The sequence below is a fragment of the Branchiibius hedensis genome (assembly GCF_900108585.1).
GTDB lineage: Bacteria > Actinomycetota > Actinomycetes > Actinomycetales > Dermatophilaceae > Branchiibius > Branchiibius hedensis.
The window spans coordinates 2,819,719-2,846,582 of the sequence record NZ_UESZ01000001.1; the positions used below are offsets into that span (position 1 = coordinate 2,819,719).

Annotated in this window: 32 protein-coding genes; 13 read left to right on the forward strand and 19 right to left on the reverse strand. The window is 67.4% G+C overall.

The annotated features are described in order from the left end of the window. Positions 1-8 precede the first annotated feature (8 nt). The 3 genes from ispF to DR843_RS13630 are packed head-to-tail and all read right to left on the reverse strand — an operon-like array spanning position 9 to position 1,686. Positions 9-491 carry a 2-C-methyl-D-erythritol 2,4-cyclodiphosphate synthase gene (gene ispF / locus DR843_RS13620; RefSeq protein ID WP_109686645.1) on the reverse strand — a complete coding sequence of 161 codons (483 nt, stop codon included), beginning with the start codon at positions 489-491 and terminating at the stop codon, positions 9-11. Further along, positions 488-1,192: a 2-C-methyl-D-erythritol 4-phosphate cytidylyltransferase gene (ispD, locus tag DR843_RS13625; RefSeq protein WP_109686647.1), complete on the reverse strand. Its 705-nt coding sequence runs from the start codon at positions 1,190-1,192 to the stop codon at positions 488-490. The genes ispF and ispD overlap by 4 nt, the downstream gene beginning before the upstream one ends. Before the next feature lie 11 nt (positions 1,193-1,203). Next, the gene (locus DR843_RS13630) at positions 1,204-1,686 is read right to left on the reverse strand and encodes a CarD family transcriptional regulator (RefSeq protein WP_109686649.1); all 483 of its coding nucleotides are present in this window, start codon (positions 1,684-1,686) and stop codon (positions 1,204-1,206) included. 218 nt (positions 1,687-1,904) lie between these two features. Here DR843_RS13630 and DR843_RS13635 point away from each other — a divergent pair, with 218 nt between their 5' ends. Next, positions 1,905-2,459 (forward strand): hypothetical protein, encoded by a 555-nt coding sequence (locus DR843_RS13635; protein ID WP_109686651.1) that lies wholly within the window; start codon positions 1,905-1,907, stop codon positions 2,457-2,459. Positions 2,460-2,463: 4 nt separating this feature from the next. Here DR843_RS13635 and DR843_RS13640 read toward each other — a convergent pair whose 3' ends face one another. Beyond that, positions 2,464-3,147: a response regulator transcription factor gene (locus DR843_RS13640; RefSeq protein ID WP_109686653.1), complete on the reverse strand. Its 684-nt coding sequence runs from the start codon at positions 3,145-3,147 to the stop codon at positions 2,464-2,466. After that, the gene (locus tag DR843_RS13645) at positions 3,144-4,313 is read right to left on the reverse strand and encodes a sensor histidine kinase (protein ID WP_245934131.1); all 1,170 of its coding nucleotides are present in this window, start codon (positions 4,311-4,313) and stop codon (positions 3,144-3,146) included. Before DR843_RS13645 ends, DR843_RS13640 begins: the two co-directional genes overlap by 4 nt. A 204-nt stretch (positions 4,314-4,517) precedes the next feature. On the opposite strand from DR843_RS13645, the gene phoU reads away from it, so the two are divergent. Continuing rightward, positions 4,518-5,177 carry a phosphate signaling complex protein PhoU gene (gene phoU / locus DR843_RS13650; protein ID WP_109686657.1) on the forward strand — a complete coding sequence of 220 codons (660 nt, stop codon included), beginning with the start codon at positions 4,518-4,520 and terminating at the stop codon, positions 5,175-5,177. 54 nt (positions 5,178-5,231) lie between these two features. Here phoU and DR843_RS13655 read toward each other — a convergent pair whose 3' ends face one another. The 3 genes from DR843_RS13655 to mshA are packed head-to-tail and all read right to left on the reverse strand — an operon-like array spanning position 5,232 to position 7,715. After that, positions 5,232-5,975 carry a phosphoglyceromutase gene (locus DR843_RS13655; protein WP_109686659.1) on the reverse strand — a complete coding sequence of 248 codons (744 nt, stop codon included), beginning with the start codon at positions 5,973-5,975 and terminating at the stop codon, positions 5,232-5,234. A 22-nt stretch (positions 5,976-5,997) separates the two neighbouring features. Beyond that, the gene (locus tag DR843_RS13660) at positions 5,998-6,492 is read right to left on the reverse strand and encodes a type III secretion system chaperone family protein (RefSeq protein ID WP_109686661.1); all 495 of its coding nucleotides are present in this window, start codon (positions 6,490-6,492) and stop codon (positions 5,998-6,000) included. Next, positions 6,489-7,715 carry a D-inositol-3-phosphate glycosyltransferase gene (gene mshA, locus DR843_RS13665; RefSeq protein WP_109688978.1) on the reverse strand — a complete coding sequence of 409 codons (1,227 nt, stop codon included), beginning with the start codon at positions 7,713-7,715 and terminating at the stop codon, positions 6,489-6,491. The genes DR843_RS13660 and mshA overlap by 4 nt, the downstream gene beginning before the upstream one ends. A gap of 44 nt (positions 7,716-7,759) precedes the next feature. On the opposite strand from mshA, the gene DR843_RS13670 reads away from it, so the two are divergent. Next, the gene (locus DR843_RS13670) at positions 7,760-8,542 is read left to right on the forward strand and encodes a class I SAM-dependent methyltransferase (protein ID WP_109686663.1); all 783 of its coding nucleotides are present in this window, start codon (positions 7,760-7,762) and stop codon (positions 8,540-8,542) included. A gap of 34 nt (positions 8,543-8,576) precedes the next feature. Here DR843_RS13670 and DR843_RS13675 read toward each other — a convergent pair whose 3' ends face one another. From DR843_RS13675 to ygfZ, 7 genes are all read right to left on the reverse strand, one after another. Then, entirely contained in the window at positions 8,577-8,999 is a 423-nt protein-coding gene (locus DR843_RS13675) for a PIN domain-containing protein (protein ID WP_109686665.1), read from the reverse strand. After that, positions 8,996-9,235 carry an AbrB/MazE/SpoVT family DNA-binding domain-containing protein gene (locus DR843_RS13680; RefSeq protein WP_109686667.1) on the reverse strand — a complete coding sequence of 80 codons (240 nt, stop codon included), beginning with the start codon at positions 9,233-9,235 and terminating at the stop codon, positions 8,996-8,998. The genes DR843_RS13675 and DR843_RS13680 overlap by 4 nt, the downstream gene beginning before the upstream one ends. 49 nt (positions 9,236-9,284) lie before the next feature. Next, positions 9,285-10,403 (reverse strand): mannose-6-phosphate isomerase, class I, encoded by a 1,119-nt coding sequence (gene manA, locus DR843_RS13685; protein ID WP_109686669.1) that lies wholly within the window; start codon positions 10,401-10,403, stop codon positions 9,285-9,287. Then, positions 10,403-11,449: a zinc-dependent alcohol dehydrogenase family protein gene (locus DR843_RS13690; protein WP_109686671.1), complete on the reverse strand. Its 1,047-nt coding sequence runs from the start codon at positions 11,447-11,449 to the stop codon at positions 10,403-10,405. The genes manA and DR843_RS13690 overlap by 1 nt, the downstream gene beginning before the upstream one ends. Positions 11,450-11,609: 160 nt before the next feature. Then, entirely contained in the window at positions 11,610-11,936 is a 327-nt protein-coding gene (locus tag DR843_RS13695; RefSeq protein WP_109686673.1) for a DUF2516 family protein, read from the reverse strand. Between the two features lie 21 nt (positions 11,937-11,957). Then, entirely contained in the window at positions 11,958-12,935 is a 978-nt protein-coding gene (locus DR843_RS13700) for an asparaginase (RefSeq protein ID WP_109686675.1), read from the reverse strand. Between the two features lies 1 nt (position 12,936). Next, the gene (gene ygfZ / locus DR843_RS13705; protein WP_109688980.1) at positions 12,937-13,986 is read right to left on the reverse strand and encodes a CAF17-like 4Fe-4S cluster assembly/insertion protein YgfZ; all 1,050 of its coding nucleotides are present in this window, start codon (positions 13,984-13,986) and stop codon (positions 12,937-12,939) included. A gap of 78 nt (positions 13,987-14,064) precedes the next feature. Between ygfZ and DR843_RS13710 the strand changes: the two genes are divergently transcribed. Both DR843_RS13710 and DR843_RS13715 read left to right on the forward strand, forming a co-directional pair. Then, complete coding sequence (locus DR843_RS13710; RefSeq protein WP_170119871.1) at positions 14,065-15,093, forward strand: LCP family protein; 1,029 nt, start codon at positions 14,065-14,067, stop codon at positions 15,091-15,093. After that, the gene (locus DR843_RS13715; RefSeq protein ID WP_109686679.1) at positions 15,093-15,590 is read left to right on the forward strand and encodes a heme-binding beta-barrel domain-containing protein; all 498 of its coding nucleotides are present in this window, start codon (positions 15,093-15,095) and stop codon (positions 15,588-15,590) included. The genes DR843_RS13710 and DR843_RS13715 overlap by 1 nt, the downstream gene beginning before the upstream one ends. Before the next feature lie 3 nt (positions 15,591-15,593). Here the strand turns inward: DR843_RS13715 and DR843_RS13720 are convergent, their stop codons facing one another. Further along, entirely contained in the window at positions 15,594-16,358 is a 765-nt protein-coding gene (locus DR843_RS13720; RefSeq protein ID WP_109686681.1) for a hypothetical protein, read from the reverse strand. 149 nt (positions 16,359-16,507) lie between these two features. Then, positions 16,508-16,768 (reverse strand): MoaD/ThiS family protein, encoded by a 261-nt coding sequence (locus DR843_RS13725; RefSeq protein WP_109686683.1) that lies wholly within the window; start codon positions 16,766-16,768, stop codon positions 16,508-16,510. A gap of 175 nt (positions 16,769-16,943) precedes the next feature. Between DR843_RS13725 and DR843_RS13730 the strand changes: the two genes are divergently transcribed. Next, positions 16,944-17,648, forward strand: a complete 705-nt coding sequence (locus tag DR843_RS13730) for a response regulator transcription factor (RefSeq protein WP_109686685.1) — start codon at positions 16,944-16,946, stop codon at positions 17,646-17,648. Positions 17,649-17,663: 15 nt separating this feature from the next. Here the strand turns inward: DR843_RS13730 and DR843_RS13735 are convergent, their stop codons facing one another. Further along, positions 17,664-18,032, reverse strand: a complete 369-nt coding sequence (locus DR843_RS13735) for a DUF805 domain-containing protein (RefSeq protein WP_109686687.1) — start codon at positions 18,030-18,032, stop codon at positions 17,664-17,666. Between the two features lie 39 nt (positions 18,033-18,071). Here DR843_RS13735 and mshD point away from each other — a divergent pair, with 39 nt between their 5' ends. The 7 genes from mshD to pstB all read left to right on the forward strand — a co-directional run bounded on the left by mshD (position 18,072) and on the right by pstB (position 26,359). After that, positions 18,072-18,947: a mycothiol synthase gene (gene mshD / locus DR843_RS13740; RefSeq protein WP_211310247.1), complete on the forward strand. Its 876-nt coding sequence runs from the start codon at positions 18,072-18,074 to the stop codon at positions 18,945-18,947. A 31-nt stretch (positions 18,948-18,978) separates the two neighbouring features. Beyond that, entirely contained in the window at positions 18,979-21,210 is a 2,232-nt protein-coding gene (locus DR843_RS13745) for an RNA degradosome polyphosphate kinase (protein ID WP_109686690.1), read from the forward strand. Next, on the forward strand, positions 21,207-22,181 hold the full coding sequence (locus tag DR843_RS13750; RefSeq protein ID WP_245934133.1) for an NUDIX hydrolase: 975 nt from the start codon (positions 21,207-21,209) through the stop codon (positions 22,179-22,181). The genes DR843_RS13745 and DR843_RS13750 overlap by 4 nt, the downstream gene beginning before the upstream one ends. Before the next feature lie 204 nt (positions 22,182-22,385). Then, positions 22,386-23,501 carry a phosphate ABC transporter substrate-binding protein PstS gene (pstS, locus tag DR843_RS13755; protein WP_109686692.1) on the forward strand — a complete coding sequence of 372 codons (1,116 nt, stop codon included), beginning with the start codon at positions 22,386-22,388 and terminating at the stop codon, positions 23,499-23,501. Between the two features lie 73 nt (positions 23,502-23,574). Continuing rightward, the gene (gene pstC / locus DR843_RS13760) at positions 23,575-24,591 is read left to right on the forward strand and encodes a phosphate ABC transporter permease subunit PstC (RefSeq protein WP_109686694.1); all 1,017 of its coding nucleotides are present in this window, start codon (positions 23,575-23,577) and stop codon (positions 24,589-24,591) included. Positions 24,592-24,645: 54 nt separating this feature from the next. Next, positions 24,646-25,566 (forward strand): phosphate ABC transporter permease PstA, encoded by a 921-nt coding sequence (gene pstA, locus DR843_RS13765; RefSeq protein WP_109686696.1) that lies wholly within the window; start codon positions 24,646-24,648, stop codon positions 25,564-25,566. Positions 25,567-25,582: 16 nt separating this feature from the next. After that, complete coding sequence (gene pstB, locus DR843_RS13770) at positions 25,583-26,359, forward strand: phosphate ABC transporter ATP-binding protein PstB (RefSeq protein ID WP_109686698.1); 777 nt, start codon at positions 25,583-25,585, stop codon at positions 26,357-26,359. A 27-nt stretch (positions 26,360-26,386) separates the two neighbouring features. Here pstB and DR843_RS13775 read toward each other — a convergent pair whose 3' ends face one another. Next, entirely contained in the window at positions 26,387-26,668 is a 282-nt protein-coding gene (locus DR843_RS13775) for a DUF6349 family protein (protein ID WP_109686700.1), read from the reverse strand. Positions 26,669-26,864 lie beyond the last annotated feature (196 nt).

Below are 26,864 nucleotides of genomic sequence, written 5' to 3' on the forward strand. Positions count from 1 at the left end.
GACACGACTCAGGTCATCGACCAGACGAGTGCTGTTGCGATCGCAGCGGCCGCCTCACCCCGTCCGGTGATGCCGACACCGTCGGTAGTCGTCGCGGCGACGGACACCGGCGCACCCAACGCGTCACCGAGGACCCGTTGCACCTCATCGCGCCGGGGGCCGAGTTTCGGCCGGTTCGCGATCAGTTGCACCGCGACGTTGCCGATCTCGAAACCGGCCGCGCGCACCAACCGGGCCGCTTCGGTGAGGAACTCGACCCCGTGAGCGCCGGCGAACTCCGGCCGGTCGACGCCGAAATGCTGGCCGAGATCACCGATCCCGGCCGCCGAGAACAATGCGTCACAGATCGCGTGAGAGACGACATCGCCGTCGGAGTGCCCGTCCAAACCGCCCTGGTCCGGCCAGTGCACCCCGGCGAGCCACAGCGGCCTGTCGTCGGTCGCCCACCGGTGCACGTCGACACCAATGCCGGTGCGCGGCAGAAGGGTCATGACTGGGCCGCCAACTCGGTCAGCAACCGCAGGTCCACCTGCGTGGTCACCTTCGCCGCCAGCGCCGAGCCCTCGATGACGCGTACGACGCCACCCGCCTTCTCGACCAGCGCCGCATCGTCGGTGGCCAGGTCGCCGGACGCATGCGCCGCAACCAACGCCGCCCGGGTGAAACCCTGCGGAGTCTGGATGGCTCGCAACGCCGACCGGTCCAGGGTGGCGAGGACCTGTCCGGTGTCGTCGACCTGCTTGATCGTGTCGGAGACTGCGACCCCGGGTACCACGGCATCGGCGCCGTCGCGCACGGCTGCGATCACCGCATCGAACAAGGCGGGCGGGGTCAGCGCGCGCGCCGCGTCATGCACCAGCACCAGCTGCGCCGACGAGGGCAGCACCGCCAGTCCGGCGCCGACGGAATCGGTGCGCTCGGCGCCACCGGCCACCACCGTCACCTCGTAGGAATCCAGGAGGGACACGAAGTCCGCCAGGACGTCACCTGGCGCAACCACGACGATCGGCCCGATCTGCTCGCACGCCCGCACCCGGCGTACTGCGTGCACGACCAACGGTTCGCCCGCAAGCGGCACCAGGGCCTTGGGTATCCCGGCGTCCAGCCGGGTGCCCCGCCCGGCGGCGACGACGATCGCCGCCACCGACGACGCAACGCCCGCAGCGGAGTCGCTGCGGGCGTTGGGTGACATCGGGGGATGGTTCAGGATGCGAGGACCTCATCGAGGGTGGCTTCGGCCTTGTCCTCGTTGGTGTGCTCGGCCAGGGCCAACTCGGAGACGAGGATCTGGCGCGCCTTGGCCAGCATCCGCTTCTCGCCGGCGGACAGGCCACGGACCTGGTCGCGGCGCCACAGGTCGCGGACGACCTCGGCCACCTTGATCACATCACCGGAGGCGAGCTTCTCGACGTTGGCTTTGTAGCGACGGGACCAGTTGGTCGGCTCCTCGGTGTGGTCGGCGCGCAGCACCGCAAACACGCGGTCGAGGCCTTCCTTGCCGACGACGTCACGGACGCCCACGAGGTCGCAGTTCTCGGCGGGCACCTCGATGGTCAGATCACCTTGGGCAACCTTGAGTTTGAGGTACTGCTTGTCCTCACCCTTGATCTTGCGGACATTGATCTCTTCGATGAGTGCTGCGCCGTGATGCGGATACACGACGGTCTCGCCGACCTTGAAAACCATATGGATTTAGCCCCTTTCGCGACTCCCAGGATAACACGGCAGTGTGATCGGTCTCATGGCTGTTTGTGCTGGTCAAGGGGCATAGACGGGCTCGAAATGGCAAATCCACATCCACTGCCAAACCCTTGACAAACGTTACTTTGTCTGTTTCGCGGGCGCGTGACTTGTCAGTGGGAGGCCCGCACGGCAGGCGGTGGTGACCCGCTATCCTGAGCGGCGTGACGCGACGAACCGCCCGACCCACCACCAAGGCCCGCCTGGCCCGTCCGCTGCTTGCCGGCGTCGTCATGACCGGCGCCGCGCTCACCCTCAGCGGCTGCTTCTACCTCTCCCCCGATGAGGTCACCAGCTACAACGCCTCCGACGGCATCGCGGCGAACGTGGGCAAGGTGCAGTTGTCCAACATCCTGATCGTCACGTCGGCCAAGGGCGCCGAGGGCAGCCTCTACGGCACCGCGACCAACCCCACCCAGGAGCCGGTGCAGTTGACCGTGACCCCGACCGGTGGCAGCGCCACCACCGTGACGGTGCCCGCCGCCACCGCGGTGCGCCTGGACGGTCAGGCGTCCGGCAACTCGACGGCCACCGCCGGCCCGGTCAAGATCGCCGCCGTCGGCGCCGAGCCGGGTGCCAGCACCCAGGTCACCTTCGCGACCGACTCCGCCGGCAGTGTTCCGGTCAGCGTTCCGGTCGTCCTGGACAGCGCACCCTACGGTTCGGCGTCGGTCAGCCACGCGACGTACGAGGCCCCGACCTCCTCCGCCGGCGAATAGCCGGTCAGTTCTCGAACTTGTAACCCAGACCCCGCACGGTCAGGATGTGCTGCGGGTTGGAGGGATCGGGCTCGACCTTGGCCCGCAATCGTTTGATGTGCACGTCCAGGGTCTTGGTGTCACCGACGTAATCGCTGCCCCACACCCGATCGATCAACTGACCCCGGGTGAGTACCCGTCCGGTGTTGCGCAGCAGCAACTCCAGCAGTTCGAATTCCTTCAGCGGCAACGAGACCGGCTGCCCACCGACGGCCACGGTGTGCCGCTCGACGTCCATCCGCACCGGGCCGGCGCTCAGCGTCGCGGGCACCAACTCCTCGGGTTCGGTGCCCCGCCGCAGCACCGCCTTGATCCGGGCGAGCAACTCCCGACTCGAGTACGGCTTGGTCACGTAGTCATCGGCGCCCAGTTCCAGACCGACCACCTTGTCGACCTCGGAATCCTTGGCGGTCAGCATGATCAGCGGTACGCCGGAGCGGGCCCGGATCGTGCGGCACACCTCGATACCGGAAACACCCGGCAACATCAGATCCAGCAGCACCAGGTCGGCGCCATCGGATTCGAACAGATCCAGCGCGCGCTGGCCGTCGTCGGCGACCACGACGTCGTACCCCTCCTTGCCCAACAGGTAGGACAACGGGTCGGACAGCGACTCCTCGTCCTCGACGAGCAGGATCCGAGTGGTCATGCGGTGGCCTCCTGAGGGTTCTGATGAGGTTGCGCCTCTTCGGGCGCGTGCGCGGCGGGTAAGCGGATGGTGAAGGTGGAACCCTGGCCCTCCTCGGACCAGACGCTCACTTCCCCGCCGTGGTTGGCGCAGATGTGTTTGACGATAGCCAGGCCGAGCCCGGTACCTCCGGTGCGGCGGGATCGGGCGGCGTCGACCCGATAGAACCGTTCGAAGATCCGGTCCAGCTCGACGGCGGGGATACCCGACCCCTGATCCTTGACCAGGATGCTGACCAGGTCGGCGTCGGCCTGCAGGGTCACGGTGACGCGGGTACCCGGGTCGGAGTAGTTGATGGCGTTCTCGACCAGGTTACGGACGGCGGTGGTGAGCAGGTGCTGATCGCCGTACACCGTCGGGCGCTCCCCCGATGAGGTGAACGCCACGGTGATCTCCCGGTCCTGGGCGACCATCCGCAGATGGTCAAGGGCGTCGCGGACACAGCTCTCGACGTCCACGAGCACGGGCTGCTCGAGGTTCTCGCTGACCTGCAACCGGGACAGTTCGATGATCTCCTGCACCAACCTGGACAACCGCACGCTCTCCGAGCGCATCCGCTCAGAGAACCGGTGCACGGCCTCCGGGTCGTCGCGGGCTTCGTCGATCGCTTCGGACAGCAGGGTCATCCCGGCCACCGGCGTCTTCAACTCGTGGCTGACGTTGACCAGGAAGTCGCGTCGGGTCTCCTCGACGCGCCGGGACTGGGTGCGGTCCTCGATGAGCAGGAGGACGAATCCCCGGTCCAGCGCGCCGGCCCGCACCCCGATGGAGAGCCGCTCGTTGCCGAACGGGCCACGGGGCACGTCCAGGTCCAGGTCCCGAATGCCCTGCTCCCGCCGGACCGTGCGCACGAGTTCGCGCAGCGCGGGGTGGGTCAGTTCACCGGACCGGATCAGACCCAGGGCGCTGGCGTTGGCCGATGATCGACGTACGGCGTCCGAAGAGTCCACGATCACGTAGACGCCCGGGAGCACCGCCAAGACATCCTCAGATGCCGACGGCAGCACCTCATCGACGTCCTCCCCCGCGCGTTCGGGGACAGCCTGGGGCTGGCGCGGCCGGAAAAGCAGAGCGCCGAGCACCCCGCCGACGGCTAGAAAGCCGATCGCGACCAGCACGAGCTCCACGTCGCTCAATGTACGCACGCCGTACGAGGGCGTGCCAACTCGGAAGCGACCAGGGCGGGCCCAGGTGCCTGATGTTCACCTTCTCGCCCGATTACGTTCACGCGATACTGCGACTGTCACATCGGCACACGGGTGAGGCAGGCCCATCACCCGTTACCGACGTGCCACCATCAGTACGGGCCACGACACCAGAGGACACACCCCATGCGCACCGGATTCCACGAAGATCTCGACCGGATTTCCGACGACCTGGTCCAGATGGCGACCCTGGTCGGCACCGCAATGAGCCGCGCCACGATCGCCCTGCTGGACGCCGATCTGCAGTTGGCCGAGAGTGTCATTGCCTCGGATACCGACATCGACACCATCCGCGACCAGGTCGACGAACTCGCGGTGGACCTGCTGGCCCGTCAGCAGCCGGTCGCCACCGACCTGCGCATGGTGGTCACCGCGATGCAGATGTCCAGCAGCATCGAGCGGATGGGCGACCTCGCCGAGCACCTGGCCAAGGTGGCCCGCCTGCGCTACCCCGACCACGCCGTTCCGCCGGAGCTGCGCGAGATCTTCGTGCAGATGTCCAAGATCACCCAGGAACTGGCCGAGCGGGTCGCCGCCGCGATCGCGGACAAGGACGTGTCCGCGGCGGAGGAGATCGAGAAGCGGGATCAGGAACTCGACGAGTTGCACCGGCAGATCTTTGGGATCCTGGTTGACCCGTCCTACTCCAGCGGGGTCGAGGCCGCGATCGACGCCACACTGCTCAGCCGGTACTTCGAGCGGTTCGGCGACCACGCCACCTCGGTGGCGTACCGCATCGTCTACCTGGTCACCGGGCGTCGGCCCAACGCCGAGGTCGACGACTGAGATCGACAACGGGAAGGGGCCCAGCCGTGCGGCTGGGCCCCTTCGCGTTCGGCGTTACCGTCCCTGGTTCGCGACGGCTTCCGCGGCGGCCTTCGCGGCCTCCGGGTCGAGGTACTCCCCGCCCGGGGTGACGGGCTTGAGGTCGTCGTCCAACTCGTAGACCAACGGCATGCCGGTGGGGATGTTCAGACCCACGATGTCGTCATCGGAGATACCGTCCAGGTGCTTCACGATCGCGCGCAAGCTGTTGCCGTGGGCGGCGACCAGCACCGTTTTGCCCGCCTTCAGATCGGGCACGATCGCCTCGTTCCAGTAGGGCAGGAAGCGGGCGATGACGTCCTTGAGGCACTCGGTGCGGGGCATGTCGTCACCGAGGTCGGCGTACCGCGGGTCGCCGTCCTGGCTGTACTGCGAGCCGAATTCGATCGGCGGCGGCGGGACGTCGAAGGACCGGCGCCAGGTCATGAACTGCTCCTCGCCGAACTCCTCCAGGGTGGCCTTCTTGTCCTTGCCCTGCAGTGCGCCGTAGTGCCGTTCGTTCAGCCGCCAACTGCGCTTCACCGGGATCCAGTGCCGGTCAGCCACGTCGAGCGCGATGTTCGCGGTGTTGATCGCGCGGCGCAACAACGAGGTGTGCACGACGTCCGGCAGCACACCGGAGGAGGTCAACAACTCACCACCGTGTGCCGCCTCGGCGCGGCCCTTCTCACTGAGGCTGACATCCACCCACCCGGTGAACAGATTCAGCGCGTTCCATTCGGACTCACCGTGCCGCAGGAGCACCAACGTGTAGGTCATGCGGCCAGTGTAGGGAGCGGCGCTATCCCTCCAACAGGTGGCGGAATGCCTCCAGGTTGCGGGTGGACTCTCCTCGGGAGATGCGCCAGTCCCATTCTTTCTTCATGGAGCTGAAGAAGCCGAGGACGAGCAACTCGTTGAAGACCTCGTCGGCGGCCGCCAGCACCGCGCCCAGGAGCCGGTCCAGATACTCCTCGTCCACCCCGCCGATCGGCACGCGACTGGTGACGTAGACATCGCCGTCACCGTCGATCCCGTAGGCCAGTCCGGGCAGCTTGAGATTCTTGCGCAGCAGGAACCGGTAGAACTCGGCATGGTTCTCATCCGCGTTGCGGATGACGAATGCCGTTGTGGTCAGGTCGGTTTCGCCGACCAACAGGGAGCAGCCGGTCTTCAGTTTGCGCTCGCCCGGCAGGTTGGCGACCAGTTCGAAGTCGCGCGCGCCGGGCTCCCAGTCGACGTCGTTGCCGCTCAAGAAGGCAGCGACGGTGTCGTAGGTGGCTTGTTGAGTGCTCACAGAACCCTCCTCTTGTGCTGCACAGCCTCGACGTACGCCGAGAACAGATCGTCCGTCGTACGTTCCCAGCCGTGGGCGGCGGCGTGCGCTATTCCCGCCTCGCTCAACTGCTTGCGCAGATCGGGATCATCCAGAAGACCGGCGATCGCGCTCGCCCAGTCCGCCGGGTCATGCCCGCGCACCAACCGGCCGCCGGGGCCCACGGCGCCCGGCAGTCCCCCGACATCGGTGGCCAGGACCGGTGCCCCACTGGCCAACGCCTCCAGCGCGACCAAGCCGAAGGACTCCGATCGGGAGGGGACGGCAACCAGATCGGCCGCGCGGAACCAATCGGCCAAGCCCGCCCGCGACACGGGCGGCACGAACTGCACGACGTCGGCAATGCCGAGATCGCGGGCCAGTTGCTGCAGGGCACGCGGGCGCTCCAAGCCACTTCCACTCGGGCCACCGAGGACACCGACGATCAGGTTCGACCGCCGATGCGGTTCTCGGGCAAGCAGATTCGCGACCGCTCGCAGTAGAACGTCCGGTGCTTTCAGCGGCTGGATGCGCCCGACAAACAGCACAAGGTCGGCATCAACCGGCAGGTCGAGGCGACTGCGCGCGGTGCTCGCGGCTCCGGAGGTGAAGGTCGTGAGGTCCACACCCGGTTCGATGACGCGCACCTTGACCGGATCCGCGGCGTACAGGTCGATCAGTTCAGTTGCCTCGGTCTCGGTGTTGGCCACCAGCACATCGGCAACCTTCACCACCTGCTCCTCACCGACGATGCGAGTGAGCGGCTCGGGCGTATCCCCTTCGGCCAGCGCAGCATTCTTGACCTTGGCCATCGTGTGCATGGTGTGCGCAAGCGGGACCCCCCAGCGCTCGGCGACCAACCAGCCGACCTGACCAGAGAGCCAGTAGTGGGAGTGCACCAGGTCGTAGTGGCCGTGCGGTTGGCGAGCGACCTGGGCCATCACTTCCGCGGCGAAGGCGCACAGCTGCGCGGGCAGATCTTCTTTGCGCAGGCCTTCGTACGGGCCGGCGTCCACGTGACGCACCAGCACCCCGGGCGCGAGGACCACCTCGTCGGCCAGGCTGGCACAGGTGCGGCGAGTGAAGATCTCCACCTCGACACCGCGTTGCGCGAGCCGTCGGGCGGTCTCGACGACGTAGACGTTCAGGCCGCCGGCGTCCCCCGTGCCGGGCTGTTCCAGCGGGGAGGTGTGCACCGACAGCATCGCTACCCGTCGGATGTCCACCCGACAAACCCTACGCTTGAGCGGTGCCAGCCAAGCGTCCCGTGGGTGCCGTCACCCGGGGCACGACCAACCCCAACCGGTTGCGCCGGTGCGACCGGTGGCTGGCCGGCCCCCAGGCGTGGCGACTGCGCTCCAGCCCGGCACCGACGGTGGTGGACCTCGGGTACGGCGCGTCCGGGGTGACCGCGCGCGAACTGTCTGATCGGTTGCTGGCCGTGCGCTCGTCGGTGACCGTGGTGGGTTTGGAGATCTCCGCTGCGCGGGTCGAAGCCGCCCTGCCGCTGACCCGGCCCGGACTGTCCTTCGCCGTCGGCGGATTCGAGATCCCGGTGCCTGGGACGGTGCGCGTGATCCGGGCATTCAACGTGCTGCGCCAGTACGACGAATCGTCGGTCGCGGACGCGTGGTCGCTGATGCAGTCGCGACTCGATCCGGATGGCCTGATCGTGGACGGCACCTGCGACGAACTCGGCCGGATCGCCTCGTGGGTGGCGCTGGAGCGATCCGGGCCGGTCTCGCTGACCGTGTCGCTGCGGTTGCGTGGTCTGCAGGACCCGGCGATCGTGGCCGAGCGACTGCCCAAAGCACTGATCCACCACAACGTTGCGGGCTCACGAGTGCATGCCTTCGTCAGTGATCTGTCCGGTGCGTGGGCTCGGTCAGCCAGCTACTCGGCGTACGGCGCCCGGCAGCGTTTCCGCCAGACCGCGCTCGCGCTGCGGGAGGCGGGGTGGCCGTTGTTGGACGACGAATCGCGTTGGCGGCTGGGCGAACTCACGGTTGCTTGGTCTGCGGTGGCGCCGTAGCCTCGACGATTCCGAGGATCAGAACCAGCGCCAGTCATCCGGGCAGAAGGATGGTGTGGACCCCGAGTGCGTCGTAGGTCGTCCGTGCGCGAGCGTCACGTGTCGCCAGCGCCAGCCCGTGCTCACGTGCCGCAAGCGCAACCATGCCGTCGTACGTCGATCCGCCGCTGACCCCGGCGGCGGACAGGGTGCGGTGCAACTGCGCAGCAACGCTGTGCGGGAGCGCGACTCGCCGCGGAAAGTTGTGATCGATCAGGGTCGCCGCATCATCTGCGGAAACCCTGGCATCGGCCGGAAGCCGGGTGATGACTGCGTACGTCTCGGGCAGGGCGTGCCCGCTCAGGACGAGCGTCTTACCAACGGCCCAGCCCGCCACAGCCCGGTGAGCTGTGTGCGACGAGATGAGCAACGGGACCGCAACACTGGTGTCGATCCCGACCGCAGTCGGTTGACTCACCGGCGACCGGCGTCGATCAGCGCAAACATGTCGCCATCAGTGACCGGCGTTGCACTCACCGCGACCAAACGCCCGTCCTCGTCTTGTTGGAGTCTCGCCGTCCGACCGCCCGGCGTGATCTGGGCCCCGGCGCCGTAGACGGAAACGTCGACGGTTGTGCCGGGCGTCAGACCGAGCGCGTCTCGCACCGCTTTGGGCAGGAGCAGCCGACCCGCGGCGTCGATGGTGACCTCCATGGGAACAGGCTACCAATTGACTCCCATTTGGTCGGGTGCACCGTCGCCGTCAACCGGCGGTCGCCACGAACAGCGTTCCGGACCCCGCCACGGTCACGTCTTCGCCAGGAGCCAGGAACGCGGCGTCACCACTGCTCAGTTCGAGGCTGGTGGGCCCTGAGGTCACCGTCGTGGAATCCTGCAGCGACAGGACGATGCGCGGCCCCGCACCGGGGATGAGGGTCGCCTCGGGACCCGGCCCCACGGCGTACAGGTGGAAATAGTCGGTGTCCACGCCGTAGTCGCGCACCCGGCCCGGTGGCTCACTGCGCCGGATCGGCGCCGAATCAGGACGCACGATTCGCAACAGCTCGGGGATGTTGATCGCCTTGGGCGTCAGACCCGCCCGGATCACATTGTCGGAGTTGGCCATGATCTCGACCGCCACGCCGTGTTGGTAGGCGTGCAAGCAACCGGCGGGCACAAAGACGTAATCGCCGGGCATCGCCGTCAGATGGTTCATGGTCAGCAGCACCACCAGGCCGATGTCACCGGGGAAATCCTCGGCGACACGGCGGATAGCAGGAAAAGCCGGGTCGTCTTCGCGGTCCGCTATCGCGCCGATCACACTGCGCACCAGTGCATTTCGGACCGGCAGATCCAACGTCAACAGAGCTTCCAGCAACGCCACGGACGGTTCGTCCTGCCCGCTGGCCCACTCCACGATGGCGCTCAGTTCAGGTACTTCGAGACCAGCCACCAGCGACACGATGTCCGCGTAGTCCCGCATGCCGACGAACGTCTCGAACGGGGTGATCGCCACCAGGCCCTCGGGTTTCGGCCAGGTGTCGACGTACGTCCCGTCCGTGGCATCCTGCGCCTGCTCGCGACTTGGATGGCATTGGATCGAAAGGGATTTCGTCGGCGCCAGCACCTTCAACATGAACGGGAACCGCCCGTCGAAGACGCGCACCGCGTCTGCACCCACCAACGCCTTGGGGTTGGCTTGGTAGAGCACAGCCAGATCGGTGTGACCCCCTGCTGCCGGTACGCCGCTCGGTGCGGACTCGTGGGCACCGAACCAGAGCTCGGCCTCAGGTCGATCCCCCGGCGCGCGGCCGGTCAACCGCGGCAGCGCGTCGTACGAGCCCCAGTCGTAATGCTGGACCCGGGGGATCAACCGGAACATCAGCCCACCTCGAGCAGCGACTTGATGGCCCGGCGCTCGTCCATGGCGGCGTACGCCTCGGCGACCTGCGTCAACGGCAGGGTGAGGTCGAAGACCTTGCCCGGGTTGATCTGCCCGGACGTCACCAACGCGATCAAGTCCGGCAGGTAACGGCGCACCGGCGCCACGCCACCGGCGATCCCGACGTTCGTGCTGAACATCTGGCCGATCGGCAGTTCGACGCCGTGCGGGACGCCGACATAGCCGACGGTCGCACCCGGACGGGCGATCGCGAAGGCGGTGTTCATCGACTGACCGGTACCCACGCACTCCAGCACCGCGTCGACACCCACCCCGTCGGTGAGCTCCCGGACCGCTGACTCGCCCTCCTCGCCGCGGGCAGCCACGATGTCCGTGGCTCCGAACTCCTTGGCCAGCTTCGTGCGTTCGGCGTTGCGGGACATCACAATGATCCGACCGGCCCCCTTGGCTGCCGCCGAGATGACGCCGCACAGGCCGACCGCACCGTCGCCGACGACCGCCACGGTGTCACCCTCGCTGACCTTGGCGGAAGTCGCAGCGTGCCACCCCGTGCCCATCACATCGGACAGGGTGAGCAGGGACGGCTCGAGGGCGGCGTCGTGCTCACCGGCGACAACCAGAGTTCCGTCGGCCAACGGCACGCGGACGTACTCGCCCTGACCGCCATCGACCGCGCGACCGTCGGCGTCCTTGCGACCCCACACACCGCCGTGATCGCACACCGACTGGAAGCCGGAGCGGCACGCCGGACAGGTGTTGTCGGAGAAGGTGAACGGCGCGATCACGAAATCGCCGGGTCGTACCGTGCGGACCTCGTCGCCGACCTCTTCGACCACCCCGATGAACTCATGCCCGAACGGCATCGGCTTCTTGATCGGGCTGTCGCCGCGGTAGTACCACAGGTCGGACCCACATACGCAGGCCTTGGTGACCCGGACAATCGCATCTTGCGCAGTCGCTAGTTGCGGATCGGGAACCTCTTCAAGGCGGACGTCGCCCGGGGCATGCAACACAGTCGCTTTCACAAGCGACGACTCTAGTTGCCGGTCAACCCCACTCGACCTCCGCTACACCCCGCGTCGCCGCTCCACATCACCAGCCGCCATACCCTCTGCGGCCGGTGAACCTCACTCAACCTCCGCCGCCGACTCGCTACGCTCGCCGACAACTCCGGCCTCGCTCGGATCACCAACCGCCATAAGGACCGCGGCCACCCTTCGCGTTGTCCTTCCCCAACACCTGCCGCAGCGCGGGACGCACGTCGACCAGGAAGACGATCGCTGCGGCAGTGGCCAGCAACTCGAAGATGTTCAACGGCGAATTCAACGACAACAACCCGATCAGCACCGCCACACCGGTAATCGCCGACCACGCGATCTTCGTCAACTTGCCAGCGGCCGGGTAAGCATCCGTGCGGTACCGCAGCGCTTCAACGAACGCGAAGACCTGCAGCGCCAGCAGCGCCACGCCGAGGATGAGGGCGACGTATCCCTGCACGATGTCGAGGCTCACGGCACCAGCGTAAGGCGCCGGTCAGATCCCGACGACCCGTACGGCGCCCACGGGCTGACCGTGTCCGGGCACCGGGACCTCGGACAACGTCTCCAGCACCTCGGCCCGAATTCCCACCGAGGAGAGCAACGAGGCCATGATCGCCGGACGTGCACGCTGCCCACCGTCCGCGATCTTCAGGGCCAGTCCGCGCCCGTCGGCCAGCCCCACGGCGTACACCGCTTCGGCCCCGTCCTTGGCGATCAGGCCGTCGACGCCGCGGATCAACGCGGTCACATCCCGGCGGGTCCCACCCAGGTACTCCGGGTAGCCGCGGATGGCGTCACGCACCGCGGCAGCCGGCCCAGACGTGGCGGCCGCGATCGACCCGAAGGCCCGCGCCAACCCCGCCAACGAAATCGCCATGACCGGCGCACCACAGCCGTCGATCCCGGTCGCCGCCACCGGCTCGCCCGCCAACGACGCCAGCGACGAGGCCGTCAGCACCTGCAACGGATGATCCGGCGAACGGTAGGTCGAGGGATCCCAGCCCGCCGCCACGCACGCGGCCAGCATTGAGGCGTGTTTGCCCGAGCAGTTCTGCGCGAGCGACGTCGGCCCACGGCCAGTCTCGATCCACGCACGACGGGCCAGGTCGTCGTACGGGTAATCGGGGGTGTTCTGCAGGTCGTCCTCGGTCAGCCCGGCGGCGGCCAGGATTGCGCGCACGCCCTCGAGGTGGAAGTCCTCGCCCGAGTGACTGGCGGCCGCGAGCGCCAGGTGCGCGCCGGATGCCTGCAGCCCGGCTTCCAGCATCGCGATCGCCTGCATCGGCTTGTTCGACGAACGCGGAAAACACGGCGCGCCAGCATCACCGATCGCCCGCTCCACCGAACCGTCCGGATTGGTGACCACGGCAATCCCGTGGTGGACCGACTCGACGAATCCGCTGCGTTCGACGACAGCGAGGACGGGTGCCGCGGCGAGCGCGGATTGAGAGAGTGAGGTCACAGCCAGCAGGTTACGGCGCGACGATCACGGTCTGCGCGGCGCTGGTCGGCCCCGCGAAGAGCGTCACAACGGTCGGTGTCGAGCGCTTCACGACCGCGAGCGCAATCGGTCCGTCGACGGCGTGCCGTGCCACCGAGGTCAGTTCTCCGACCGGCCGGCCGCCCTCCTCCAGCACCAGCGGGGTGCCCGGCTCGGGCAGCACGTGCCCCGAGCCGTCCAGGTGCAGGAAGACCAACCGCCGTGGCGGCCGCCCCAGGTTGTGCACCCGCGCGATCGTCTCCTGCCCCCGGTAGCAGCCCTTGTGCAGGTGCACCGCGGTGCGCAGCCAGTCCAACTCGTGCGGGATGGTGCGGTGGTCGGTCTCGAACCCGAGCCGGGGCTGCCAGGCCGCCACCCGCATCGCCTCGTGCGCCCACAACCCGGCCAGCGGCCGGTCACCGACCTCGGCACGTACGGCGTCCCGCGGCACAATCAGTTCCCGCCACGCCCAGCCGGTGCCGGGATGCTCCGTGACCTCGGAGTACGACGCGGTGTCCGGTCCCAGCGCGGGCCACGGATCGCGCCACGCGATCACGCCGAGATCACTCAACTCGGCGGGCAGGGACTCAGCGCTGATCGGCTCGCCCAGCACGGCGTACTCGCTGCTGACGTCGGTGACTTCCACGCGCAGCATGAAGCGCATCGAGTCCAACCACGCCACCAGCGCCGGCGCGGTCCCGGGCTCCACGGTGATCCACAGCGTCGAACCGTCGTCGACCAGGTGCAGATCGTGCTCGACGTGCCCCTTGGGGCTCAGCACCAGGTCCTGGACCGAGGTGTACGGCGGCAGATCCTTGATCTGCTGGGTGGTCATCGAATCCAGCCACTTCAGCCGGTCCGGTCCGGTGATCTGCACGACGCCACGATGTGACAGGTCGACCACGGCCAGGCCGTCCTCGAGCAGCCGCTGCTCCCGCATCGGATCGCCGTAATGCGCCGCAACGCCCTCATCGACGCCGGTGCCTTCAACGGCGCCGGGGGTGTCGAGAAGGATCGAGCGCACGTGCGACGGAACAGTCATATCCAGGCAACCCCGCACCGAGGGCGGGCATTCCAGCGGCATCCGGGCTCTGCTGTGTTCGACACCTACAATGACCCCATGACGCTCGGGACGGATGTCGACGCCTCGGAGGCGCCGTCTCCCGCGAGGCGTCGCAAACCGGCCGGCAAGCTGAAGGTTGCGCTGCTGACACTGGCCTCGATGCTGGCGGTTCTGGTCCTCGCCGCGGGCGGTTTCGCGCTCTACCTGAACCATCTGCTCGACAGCAACATCAAGCACAGCGCGATGTTGCCCGTCGGTGAGCAGCCGACCAAGGACCCCGGCGCCGGAGACGCGCAGAACATCCTGCTGCTGGGTTCGGACTCCCGCGATCGGGAGATCGGCGCCGGCTCCCGCTCCGACGTCATCCAACTGCTGCACGTCAACAACGATCGTTCCCGGATCGACATCATCCATTTCCCGCGGGACATGTACGTCGAGATTCCCGGGCACGGCAAGAACAAGATCAACGCGGCCTACTCCTACGGCGGTGCACCGTTGCTGGTGCAAACCATGGAGAACATGCTGAACCTGCGGATCGACCATGTCGCACAGATCGACTTCCAGGGCTTCGCGGACTTGACCGACACCCTCGGCGGGGTCCGTCTCTACGTCCCGCAAGGGTTCGACGAGGCCGGGTTCGGTAGCTGGACCAAAGGCTGGCACGACATGAACGGCGAGCAGGCGCTGGGATTCGTACGGGAGCGCCACCAACTGACCCAGGGTGACCTGGATCGCGGTCGTAACCAGCAGGCGTGGATCAAGGCGGTCCTGACCAAAACCCTGAGCGCCGGAACCTTGTTGAACCCGATCAAGTTGACCGACGCCATCAACGACGTCACCAAGTACACGACGGTCGACGAATCCTTCGATTCCGCCACGATCCGCTCGCTGGCGCTCAGCCTGCGGGACATCCGCGGCGACGATCTGCACTTCAAGACCGCTCCGATCAGCGGTTTCCAGACCATCGATGGCCAGGACGTCGACATCGTCGACAGCACCCTGCTTTCCCAACTGGGCAAAGCGCTGGTCACCGATCAGATGTCCACCTATACCGAGGGCACGAATGTGCCGAACCCTGGTGCCTGATGCCTTTTGAACTCGACCTGGACCTGCCCCGCGAACTCGCGCCCCTGGCGTGGTTGATCGGCCGATGGGAGGGCGCCGGCGTCCTGGGCTACCCCACGATCGAATCGGCCAACTTCGGCCAGGAGATCGAGTGCTTCCACGACGGTCGACCGTTCCTGGAGTGGCACTCGCACACCTGGCTGCTGGATGAGTCCGGCGAGAAAGTGAAGCCGCTGGCTACGGAGCTCGGCTTCTGGCGCCCGCTGCCGGACGGTGAGGTCGAGTTCCTCCTCGCGCACCCGATGGGCATCGTCGAGATGTACTACGGCAAGACCGAGACCGCGAAGGTGCAGTTGCAGACCGACGGCGTTCTGCGCAGCCCGCACGCCAAGGAGTACTCAGCGGCGACCCGGATGTACGGCTACGTCAACTCCAACCTGCTGTGGGTGATGGAAATGGCGGCCGTCGGTCAGTCGATGCAAAGCCACGTGTCCGCGGAGTTGAAGCGGGTCGGCTGAACCTCAGCGGTTCAACCACCAGGTAGCCGCGTAGGCGATCATTCCGCCGCTGAGGGCGATCGCGACCCCCACGGCGATCTGGGCCAACCGGTCACGGACGGCGGCGGTCAGCAGCACTCGACGGACGGCGTGGGCAAGGGCGGCGGCCAGCATCCCGATCAGCAACAGGCGGTTCCAGGCCAGTCCGGTGGCTCCGGCGATCACGACGCCGCCGATTCCGCCGACCACCATCGCGACGGGGACCGCCCACTCCAGATCCAGCGACGTGCGCTGGACCGCCGACCGGGTCAGGACGCTGGCGACCACACCGATCGCGACCGTCCAGGCCACCGGTACGGCGTGTGGTCGGGCCGCCGCGAACGGCGCCAAACCGCCGCACGCCAGGACCGCGAACGCCAGCGCGCAGCTACCCAGGGATCCGACGACGTCGGAGCGGCCGTCCGGGCGCAGAAGTTGCACCAGGAACGCGAGCACCAGGCTGCCGGCGAGCGCCAGCGCCAGCCAGTGCGGGTGGCCGCCGGCGTCCGAGCGGATACCGCACGCCGCGATGAGTACCGCCCCGATGGCGACGACCTCGCGGATCCCCCACTGACTGGGGCTGAGCGCCGGCCAGCCCGACGCCAACACCAGACCCACCAGGAGTACGCCGATCCCGACCCACACCGGACCGGCCGGCGTGAGGAGCGCCAGCAGCACAGCGACCCCGGTCGCGGCGGTCGCCGACAGCAGGGACAGCGGCGTCTCGGCGACGGCTGGTTCGGTGCTCACGGGCCCATCCTTGCAAACACCGCGGTCCTGCATCAGGCTCCGTCGTCCGTGCGTCACCCGCCGGCAATACCTTCTGGCCGGCGGACGCCACCCCTCCTCCTACGCCGCCGACTCCGCTGCGCTCCGCCGACAACTCCGTCGTCCGTGCGTCACCCGCCGGCAAATGGCGGGAGCACCTCGAGCACCTGCCCACCAAGCACCTGCGTGTCCAGGTCGCCGACCCGGACCCCGTCCAGCAGCAGGCTGCAGCGCGGCAAGACCGCAATTAACGCCGGATGCCGCCCCGATGCGTCGGTGACGATGTCGCGGACGCTCGCCGCGGCGTACGTTTCGGTGTGTGTCCCGGCGGCCTCCTGGGCGGCTGCCCAGAACCGCACCGTCAGCTGTCCCGTGGGGGTCGTGTCCGACATCCGGTCACCCTTCGTTCACCATTCATCTACTTGCTGCCTCGTATTTACGCAGGTGAGAGGCCGTCCCGGTGGTTCCGAGGCTCGTCCAGCATCACCCTGATCGTGATGTGGCAGAAATCACGGCTGCACCGGAAGTCCCCTCCTACCCTGCCGTCACGCCGTATTGTTTCAGGCCATGGCACGGCTGTTGATGCTCACCGAGGCGCGAGGCTCTAGCGTCGAAGTGCTGCCTGCCCTCGGACTGCTCGGTCACCGGGTCCGAATCCTGCCTCCTGAGCCGCAGGCCCTCATCGACCCGCCGGAGTGCGACATCGTCCTGCTGGACGCCCGACGCGACCTCGCCGGCGCTCGTGGACTGTGCCGGCTGCTGCGCAGCACGGGCACGTCCGCTCCGCTGCTGGCCGTCTTCACCGAGGGTGGTCTGGCGGCGCTGACCCACGAGTGGCAGATCGACGACGTGCTGCTGGATTCCGCCGGCCCCGCCGAGGTCGAGGCCCGCATCCGGTTGGCCCTGACCCGCTCGGCGCCCGAGGAGCAGGAGCAGGGCGGTCCGATCACCGCCGGCGACCTGATCATCGACGAGGACGCCTACTCAGCTCGCATCCGGGGCCGCTCGCTGGATCTGACCTACAAGGAGTTCGAGCTCATCAAGCACCTCGCACAGCACCCGGGGCGGGTCTTCACCCGCGCCCAGTTGCTGCAGGAGGTCTGGGGCTATGACTACTTCGGCGGTACCCGCACGGTCGATGTCCACATCCGCCGGTTGCGCGCCAAACTCGGCGTGGAGCACGAGTCGCTGATCGGTACCGTGCGCAACGTGGGCTACCGCTTTGTGGGCGTGCAGGAGTTGCGCGCGGCAGCGGAGTCCACGACCGCCTGAGCGATAACCCGGCGATCAGGCAGCGATCGCCGGCTCAGGCCCCGGGCCGTACTTGTTGGGCCCCTGGCTCTCGCCGACACAGAAGATGACCAGCACGATCGTGCCGATCAACGGGATGAAGTGCAGCCACCACCACCAGCCGCTGCGGCCCGTGTCGTGCAGACGGCGCACGGTGACGGTGATGAACGGGATGATCAGGAAGATGGCGACCAACCCCAAGATCGTGGTCAGCAGCGCCCCGTCATCCCTGCTCCGCAGGAAGCTCAGGACTGCGTCCACCACGAACCACAGCAGGACGAACCACCAGAACTCGGCCTTGCCGGCGCGCCCGGACAACGTGAAGTACTTGCTGAAGACGGTACGAATCGCTTGCGAGAATGACATGACCGCAGTATGGCGGGCATCGCGTGGTGGAATCGGGAGATGCCGATCAACACCGACACCGTGTCCGCCATCCGCGCCCTGGCCGATCGCGCGGACCGTGCCGACGGCGTAGCCCCGTTCTCGGAGGCGACCCGACTGGCGTTGCCCCAGGCAGAGCCCGACCAAGCTCCCGACGGTACGCCGATCGCGCACCTGACCTTCGACCCCACCGAGCATCTGCTCGCCGCTGGGATCGTGCTCCCGGACGGCAGCACCGAACTGGTCGTGGACCCGCAGCACCGCCGCAACGGCCTCGGCGCGGAGTTGCTGACGCGCATCCTCGACCAGCGTCCCGACGCACACGTCTGGGCGCACGGCGATCTGCCGGGATCCGAGCAACTGGCCAGCGGCGCCGGGCTGCGCCGGGTCCGCACCCTGTTGGAGTTGGCGCGGCCGGTCGATGCTGAACCAAGACTCGTGGATCCAGCTGTGCCGCAGGGCTTTACGTTGACAACCTTCGATCAGGGCCGCGACGCCGAGGATTGGCTGGCGTTGAACGCGACGGCCTTCGTCAACCACCCGGAGCAAGGCCGGATGACGATGGCCGATCTGCAGCAGCGCATCGCCGAGCCGTGGTTCGACCCGGCCGGCCTGCTGCTGTTGCGCGACGACGAGGGTCGCCTGGCCGCATCCCACTGGACGAAGATCGAACCTGCCGACCTGGGTGAAGGTGAGGTCTACGTGGTGGCCGTCGACCCGGCGTACCAGGGTCATGGTCTTGGCCGGTTCATCACCGCCGCGGGGCTGGCCCACTTGCGCAGCAAGGGCGTTCATCGCATCACGCTCTACGTCGAGGGCGACAACGAACCGGCGCTGGCGACCTATCGCGGGCTCGGCTTCGCCCCCGCAGCGGTCGATGGGCAATACGCCCGCTGACATCGCCAGATGGGCCTGACACGATAGGGCCATGTCGAGCGAACCGTCTGCCAGCGAAGCGTCCCTGACCCGGCTCTCGCAGCGGGTGCAGCATCGTGCGCGCGGGGCCAACGGCCGGTTCATCCGGGTGGCAGCACCCGTGGTCCACCCCGGCGACAACGACTTACCGGATGACCGGTTCCTGGACCGGGAGATCTCCTGGCTGCAGTTCAACGAGCGCGTCCTGCAACTGGCCCAGGACCCGGGCGTTCCGCTGCTTGAGCGCGCCCGGTTCCTGGCGATCTTCGCCAGCAACCTCGATGAGTTCTTCATGGTGCGCGTCGCGGGCCTGAAACGCCGGATCGCCACTGGGCTGGCCGTGCGCTCCGCCTCGGGTCTCGAACCCCGCGAGGTCCTCGATGAGATCTCCCGGGCCGCCCACCAGTTGATGGACGCCCACGCCGCCGTCTTCCAGGTGCACATCCGTCCGGCCCTGGCCGACGAGGGTGTGCGGATCCTGCGGCCGGACGAGTTGACCGAGACCGACCGCCAGCACCTGGCCACGTTGTTCCGCCAGCAGATCTATCCGGTGCTGACCCCGCTGGCGGTGGACCCGGCGCACCCCTTCCCCTACATCTCGGGCTTGTCGCTGAATCTCGCGGTCATCCTGATCAACCCCAAGACCGAGCGGGAGCACTTCGCCCGGGTCAAGGTGCCGCCGCTGTTGCCGCGGTTGCTCCGTCTGCCGACCGCCGACGGCGACGATGACCTGTACGACGCCCGCTTCGTCACCCTCGAGGACGTCATCGCCGAGCACCTGCAGTTCCTCTTCCCCGGGATGGAGGTGCGCGAGCATTTCACCTTCCGGGTGACCCGCAACGAGGACCTCGAGGTCGAGGAGGACGACGCCGAGAACCTCCTGACCGCACTGGAGAAGGAACTCACCCGCCGCCGCTTCGGGCCGCCGGTCCGGCTCGAGGTCGCCGACGACATCGACGACCACGTCCTGGACCTGCTGGTGCGCGAACTGGCAGTGCACGAGGGCGAGGTCTACCGACTGCCCGAGCCACTGGACTTGACCGGCCTCAACGTCGTCGCCGATCTGAACCGCAGCGAATTGCGCTGGCCGCCGTTCGTGGCGATGACGCATCCGGACCTCGCGCCGGTGGAGCGGTCCAGCCAGCCCGACGTCCTGGCCGCGATCCGCCGGGGCGACGTGCTGTTGCACCACCCCTACGACTCGTTCTCCACCTCGGTCCAGGCGTTCCTGGAGCAAGCTGCCGCGGACCCGCAGGTGCTGGCGATCAAGCAGACGCTCTACCGCACCAGCGGCGACTCCCCGATCATCGACGCCCTCATCGACGCCGCCGACGCCGGCAAGCAGGTCCTGGCCGTCGTCGAGATCAAGGCCCGCTTCGATGAGGAGAACAACATCTCCTGGGCCCGCAAACTGGAACGGGCCGGCGTCCACGTCGTCTACGGGATCGTCGGTCTGAAGACGCACGCGAAACTGTCGATGGTGGTGCGCCAGGAAGGCGACACGCTGCGCCGCTACTGCCACGTCGGCACCGGCAACTACAACCCGAAAACCGCTCGCCTGTATGAGGATCTGGGCCTCCTGACCTGCGATCCCGAGGTCGGCGAGGATCTGTCGCGGCTCTTCAACCAGTTGTCCGGGATGGCTCCGCGCAGCAAGTTCAAACGGTTGCTGGTCGCGCCCCGGTCGATGCGCACCGGGCTGGTCGAGCAGATCGAGCGGGTCATCGCGGCCAAACGCGACGGCAAGCAGGTGCGGATCCAGTTCAAGATCAACTCACTGGTCGACGAGCAGATCATCGACGGCCTCTACCGCGCTTCGCAGGCCGGAGTTCCGGTCGACATCTTCGTCCGCGGCATTTGCGCGATCCGCCCCGGCGTCCCCGGGCTGTCCGACACGATCCGGGTCCGCTCGGTCCTCGGCCGGTTCCTCGAGCACTCCCGGATCTTCCGGTTCGCCGTCGAAGGCGAGCAGGACGTCACCTTCATCGGCAGCGCGGACATGATGCACCGCAACCTGGACCGCCGCGTCGAGGCGCTGGTGCGGATCAGCTCCCCCCGGCACCTGAGCGAGTTGGCCGGGCTGATCAACACCGGCATGTCCGATGCCACCTCCTCCTGGCACCTGGGCGGCGACGGTCTGTGGGAGCGCCACAACCTCGCCCCCGACGGACATCCCCTCGCCGACCTGCAGGCCGGGCTGATCGAGGAGTACAGCAAACGCCGCCGCCGGGCCCGCCGCCGGTGACCGCTCTGACCGACCGCCCGCGCATCGTCGCCGCTGCCGGCACTCTGCTGTGGCGCCGGTCCGACCATGCCGCCGGCATCGAGGTCGCCCTGGTCCACCGGGAGCGGTACGACGACTGGTCCTGGCCCAAGGGCAAACTCGACCCTGGCGAGGGCTGGGTCGAGGCGGCCGCCCGGGAGACCTTCGAGGAGACCGGGCTGCGACCGCGTCTGGGCGTACCTCTACCGAAATCGGTCTACTCGATGCCTCGCGGCGGGGTCAAAGAGGTCCGCTACTGGGCCGCCCAGTCCGTAGCCGGCAAGGGCCGACTGACCCACGAAGTCGACGAGGTCGCCTGGCTGTCCCCGCGCGCCGCCCGCGAGCGTCTGTCCTACGAACGCGATGCCCGGCAGTTGCAGGCGCTGTTGGAAGCCGACGGCCGAGGTGAGTTGGAGACCTGGCCCTTTGTCGTCGTACGTCATGGGGAGTCGGTGGGCCGCAAACACTGGGACGGGCGCGACCTCGATCGCCCCCTGGACAGTGAGGGGCGCGACCAGGCCAAACGGTTGGTCGGGGTCTTATCGGCGTACGCCGTGCCCCGGGTGATCAGTTCGCCCGCCAAACGCTGCATGAGCACGATCCGCCCGTACGCCGGCCACGAGCACCTCGTGATCGAACGGCGAAAGCGCTTGTCCGAAGAAGGTTTCGAGGACCATCCAGACCGCGCGGCCGCTACGACAACACATCTGCTCGATCGTGGGACCACCGTCGCCGTGTGCACCCACCGCCCGGTTCTGCCCACGATCCTGGAGGTGCTGGCCGACCGTGCGCGGCCCGACTCGACGGCCCAGCGCACACTGCGTGAGTTGGCCACTGATGTCGCCGCCGACGCCATGGACAAGGGTGAGGCGCTCATCTGCCAGGTCGCCGGAGCCGGTGCGGCGGCCGTGGTCGTGTCGGTCGAGCGGAACCGCCCGGTCCGCAGCACTTGACGGTTCCTTGACGATTCGTTCAACGAGACCTCACTCACAAGCCGCCTAGCTGACATCGACACGCCGCGAGTCGTTCATACTGCGTTCACCTTTCGCACCAGATCTGGTCACCCACCATCCCTACCGTCAGGACACGACGCCGGGCTCCTCTGCGCCCGACGCAGGCAGCACCGACTGACTTGGTTCCCTTGAGAGGTAATTGACTTGAACATCACCCGCATCGGTCGCGCCGGGAGCGCCGCCGTCGTCGCCGCCCTGGCCCTGGCCGCCTGTGGCAGCGCGAGCAACGACAACAACACCAGCGCAGCCCCTGGCGGCAGCAGCACCACCGGTGGTGCCAGTGACTGCTTCACCGGCAACCTGAAGGGCGAAGGTTCGACCGCTCAGGGCAACGCCATCGACCAGGCGATCGCCGACTTTGGCCAGAAGTGCTCCGGCGCCAAGGTCTCCTACAACGGCACCGGCTCCGGTGCTGGCGTGACCGCCTTCATCGCCAAGAACGCCGACTTCGCCGGCTCCGACTCCGCGCTGAACTCTGACAAGGGTGAGCCGGACAAGGCCAAGGCCGCCTGCGGCTCCGAGGCCTGGAACCTGCCGATGGTCACGGGCCCGATCGCCGTCGCCTTCAACGTCAAGGGCATCGACAAGCTGAACCTGACCGCCAGCACGATCGCCAAGATCTTCAGCGGTGCGATCACCAAGTGGAACGACCCGGAGATCGCCAAGGAGAACTCCGGCGTGAGCCTGCCCGACACCGCGATCAGCGTGTTCTTCCGCTCGGACTCCTCCGGCACCACGGACAACTTCACCAAGTACCTCAACACCGCGGCCAAGGCCGACTGGCCGGCCGAGCACGCCAAGTCCTGGACCGGCAAGGTCGGTCAGGGTAAGGCCAGGAGCGCCGGTGTCGGTCAGGCCGTTGCGTCCACCGACGGTGGCATCGGCTACATCGAGTGGTCCTACGCGGTCACCAACAACCTGAAGATGGCTGCTGTCGACAACGGCGCCGGCCCGGTCGAGCTGACCGCTGACTCCGCGGGCAAGGCCGTCGCGGCCGCCACCGTCGCGGGCACCGGCAACGACCTGAAGCTGAAGCTGGACTACGCCACCAAGGAAGCCGGGGCCTACCCGATCATCCTGGTGACCTACGAGATCGTCTGCTCCAAGTACCCCAACGCCGACACCGGCAAGGCGGTCAAGTCCTTCCTGACCTACATGGCCAGCAACGACTTCCAGAGCACGCTGACCAAGGTTGGCTCGGCGCCGTTGCCGACCGACATCCAGAGCAAGGTCCAGACCGCGGTCGCCGCGATCTCCTGATCCACCTGAAACAGGCCCGCGGAGTGCAAAAATGGCACCCCGCGGGCCTGTTCCCTAGGAGAGTTCTTTTCCCATGAGTTCGATCACTGGTCATTCGATCATCGACGAAGCCCCCGAGCCCGGAGGTCGCGGGCCGCTTGAGGGCGACAACGCCTCGACCGGGCGGGTCGGCGACAAGGTTTTCGCCTTCTTGTCCACCGGCGCTGGCGTCGTCGTCATTGCGCTGGTCCTGGCGATCGGACTCTTCCTGCTATGGCAGGCGATCCCGGCGCTGCTGAAGAACAACGCCAACTTCCTGACGTCCAGCGACTGGGTGACCTCGCCGCCCGGCAGCATGAGCTTCGGTATTGCCTCGCTGCTGTGGACCACGGTGGCGACGTCGGTCGTGGCTCTGGTCATCGCCGTACCGTTCTCGATCGCGGTCGCGCTCTTCCTGACCCACTACGCACCCAAGTGGCTCTCCCGCCCCGGTGCGGCGCTGATCGACCTGCTGGCCGCCGTACCCTCAATCGTCTACGGCTTGTGGGGCTTGCTGATCGTCGCGCCCTGGTCCGAGCCGTTCCAGAACTTCCTGGCCGACAAGCTCGGCTGGATCCCCATCTTCGCGCCCGTCACGGGTGTCTCGGGCGGCACCACGATCTTCCTGGTCGGCATCGTGCTGGCCATCATGATCCTGCCGATCATCACGGCCGTCTCGCGTGAGGTCTTCGCGCAGACGCCGACCACCCACATCGAAGGCGCGCTCGCGCTCGGCGCCACCAAATGGGAGATGATCCGCACCGCGGTCCTGCCGTTCGGTAAGCCCGGTGTGATCAGCGCTTCGATGCTCGGCCTGGGTCGCGCCCTCGGTGAGACGATCGCCGTGCTCTACATCGTCTCCTCGCTGCCGGTCGGCGCGAAGTGGACTGCGTCGCTGTTCAACGGCGGTGAGACCTTCGCCTCCAAGATCGCCAACGACGTCTCCGAGTTCGGTACGCCGCTGCAGACTGGCGCCTATATCGCCGCTGGTCTGGTGCTGTTCATCCTGACCTTCCTGGTCAACGCGATTGCCCGGATCATCATCGAGCGCCGGAAGGCCTTCAGCGAATGATCGCGCACCGCCAATTCCTCCGATCCTCGACAGCCGATGAGTAAGGACGACGCCATGGCTGCCATTTCCTCGGACGCAGTCCGACCGAAGCCCGCAATCGATCTCAGCCCGAAGTCCGGTAGTCGTGCGGTCAAGAACGTCATCGCCACCAGCCTGATGTGGGGCGCTTTCCTGCTCGCGCTGGTGCCGCTGGTCTGGATCCTGTGGGTCGTGTTGTCCCGCGGTCTGCACGTGATCCTCAGCCCGACCTGGTGGATCAAGGACCAGTCCGGCGCCGGCGCACCCGCCTTCGACACCAACGTCCGTGGCGCCCGCCACGCGATCGCCGGCACCCTGATCATGTCGGGTGTGACTGCGGTGATCGCCATCCCGATCGCGGTGATGACCGCGATCTACCTGGTCGAGTACGGCCGCGGCAAGTTGGCCCGCGTCGTCAGCTTCATGGTCGACATCCTCTCCGGTGTGCCCTCCATCGTGGCCGCCCTGTTCCTCTACGCGGTGTGGGTGACGACGTTCGGTCTGTCGTTGCTGCCCATCGTGGCCTCGCTGGCCCTGGTGCTGTTGATGATCCCGGTCGTCACCCGCTCCACGGAGGAGATGCTCAAGCTGGTGCCCAACGAGTTGCGCGAAGCGTCCTACGCGCTCGGCGTACCCAAGTGGAAGACGATCTCCCGGATCGTGCTGCCCACCTCGCTGTCCGGCATTATCACCGGCGCACTGCTCGGCCTGGCCCGCGTCATGGGTGAGACCGCCCCCTTGCTGCTCCTCGCGGCGTACACGCAGTATCTGAACCAGAACCCGTTCAGCGGATCGATGGCTGCGCTGCCGACGATGATCAACTCCCAGCTGTCCAACATCAACGTGCCCATCGCCGCCGACCGTGTGTGGGGTGCCGCGTGCACCCTGATCGTGCTGGTGCTGGCCATCAACCTCCTCGGCCGCTTCATCGGCCGGTTCGCCAAAGTCAAGAACTAAGCCCTAGGAAGCACTCATGGCAAAACGCATCGACGTCAAGGACCTCAACGTCTACTACGGCGACTTCAAAGCCGTCGAGGGTGTCACGATGACTATCGAGCCCCGCTCGGTCACGGCCTTCATCGGACCGTCCGGCTGCGGCAAGTCGACGTTCCTGCGCACCCTGAACCGGATGCACGAAGTGATCCCCGGCGCCCACGTGGAGGGGTCGGTCATGCTCGACGACCAGGACCTGTACGCATCCGGTGTCGACCCCGTCGGCGTACGGCGCACGGTCGGCATGGTCTTCCAGCGCCCCAACCCCTTCCCCACCATGTCCATCGGCGACAACGTCACCGCGGGCCTGCGCCTCAACGGGGTGAAGGACAAGAAGAAGTTGGCCGAGGCCACCGAGGAGTCGCTGCGCGGCGCCGGCTTGTGGGATGAGGTCAAAGACCGGTTGAAGAAGCCGGGTGCCGGGTTGTCCGGTGGGCAGCAGCAGCGGCTGTGCATCGCCCGGGCGATCGCGGTCAACCCGCAGGTGCTGCTGATGGACGAGCCGTGTTCGGCGCTGGACCCGATCTCGACGCTGACCATCGAGGACCTGGTCACCAAGCTCAAGGACGACTACACGATCGTCATCGTCACGCACAACATGCAGCAGGCATCGCGGGTCTCGGACAAGACGGCGTTCTTCAACCTCGCGGCCACCGGCAAGCCGGGCAAGCTGATCGAGATGGACGACACCCAGACGATCTTCAACAACCCGACCGAGAAGGCGACGGAGGACTACATCTCCGGCAGGTTCGGTTAAGAAGCAGGCTTCGGTTAAGAAGCAGGATCAGGGCAGCGGCAGTCCGTCGACCTTCTTGGTGTCGGTCGCGCCGACGTGGACTTTGCCCTTGCCGTCGCACTCCACACGGTGATCGCGCGCGTCCTCACGTGCCTTGTCGCGGGACCGGCGGGCTCGGCCGCGCCAATCGCAACTGGTGCAGTAGCCGAAGGTGAAACTGCCGACGTCCTCGGTCGGCGGGTCATCCTTGGCTTTGCCCTTCAGCGGCAGTTCGACGACTTCGTGGTCGCTGCCGCGTTTCTTCCCCTTGTGCGTACTCCCCTTGGCCACACCAGCATCATGCCTGCGCCGACCGGGCTGCCACTAGGTGGGTCATATGACCCAGAGCACGCTGACCCGGACTCGCCCGTTGGGAACATCTGATCCGCGCCAGCAGTTAGGGTGAGTGTGCGTCGGGCCGCGGCAGCCCCGGGTCCCAACATAAGCCGCTACGAGCGGCCTCGCGCCGTGAGGCGCTCCCGGCCCG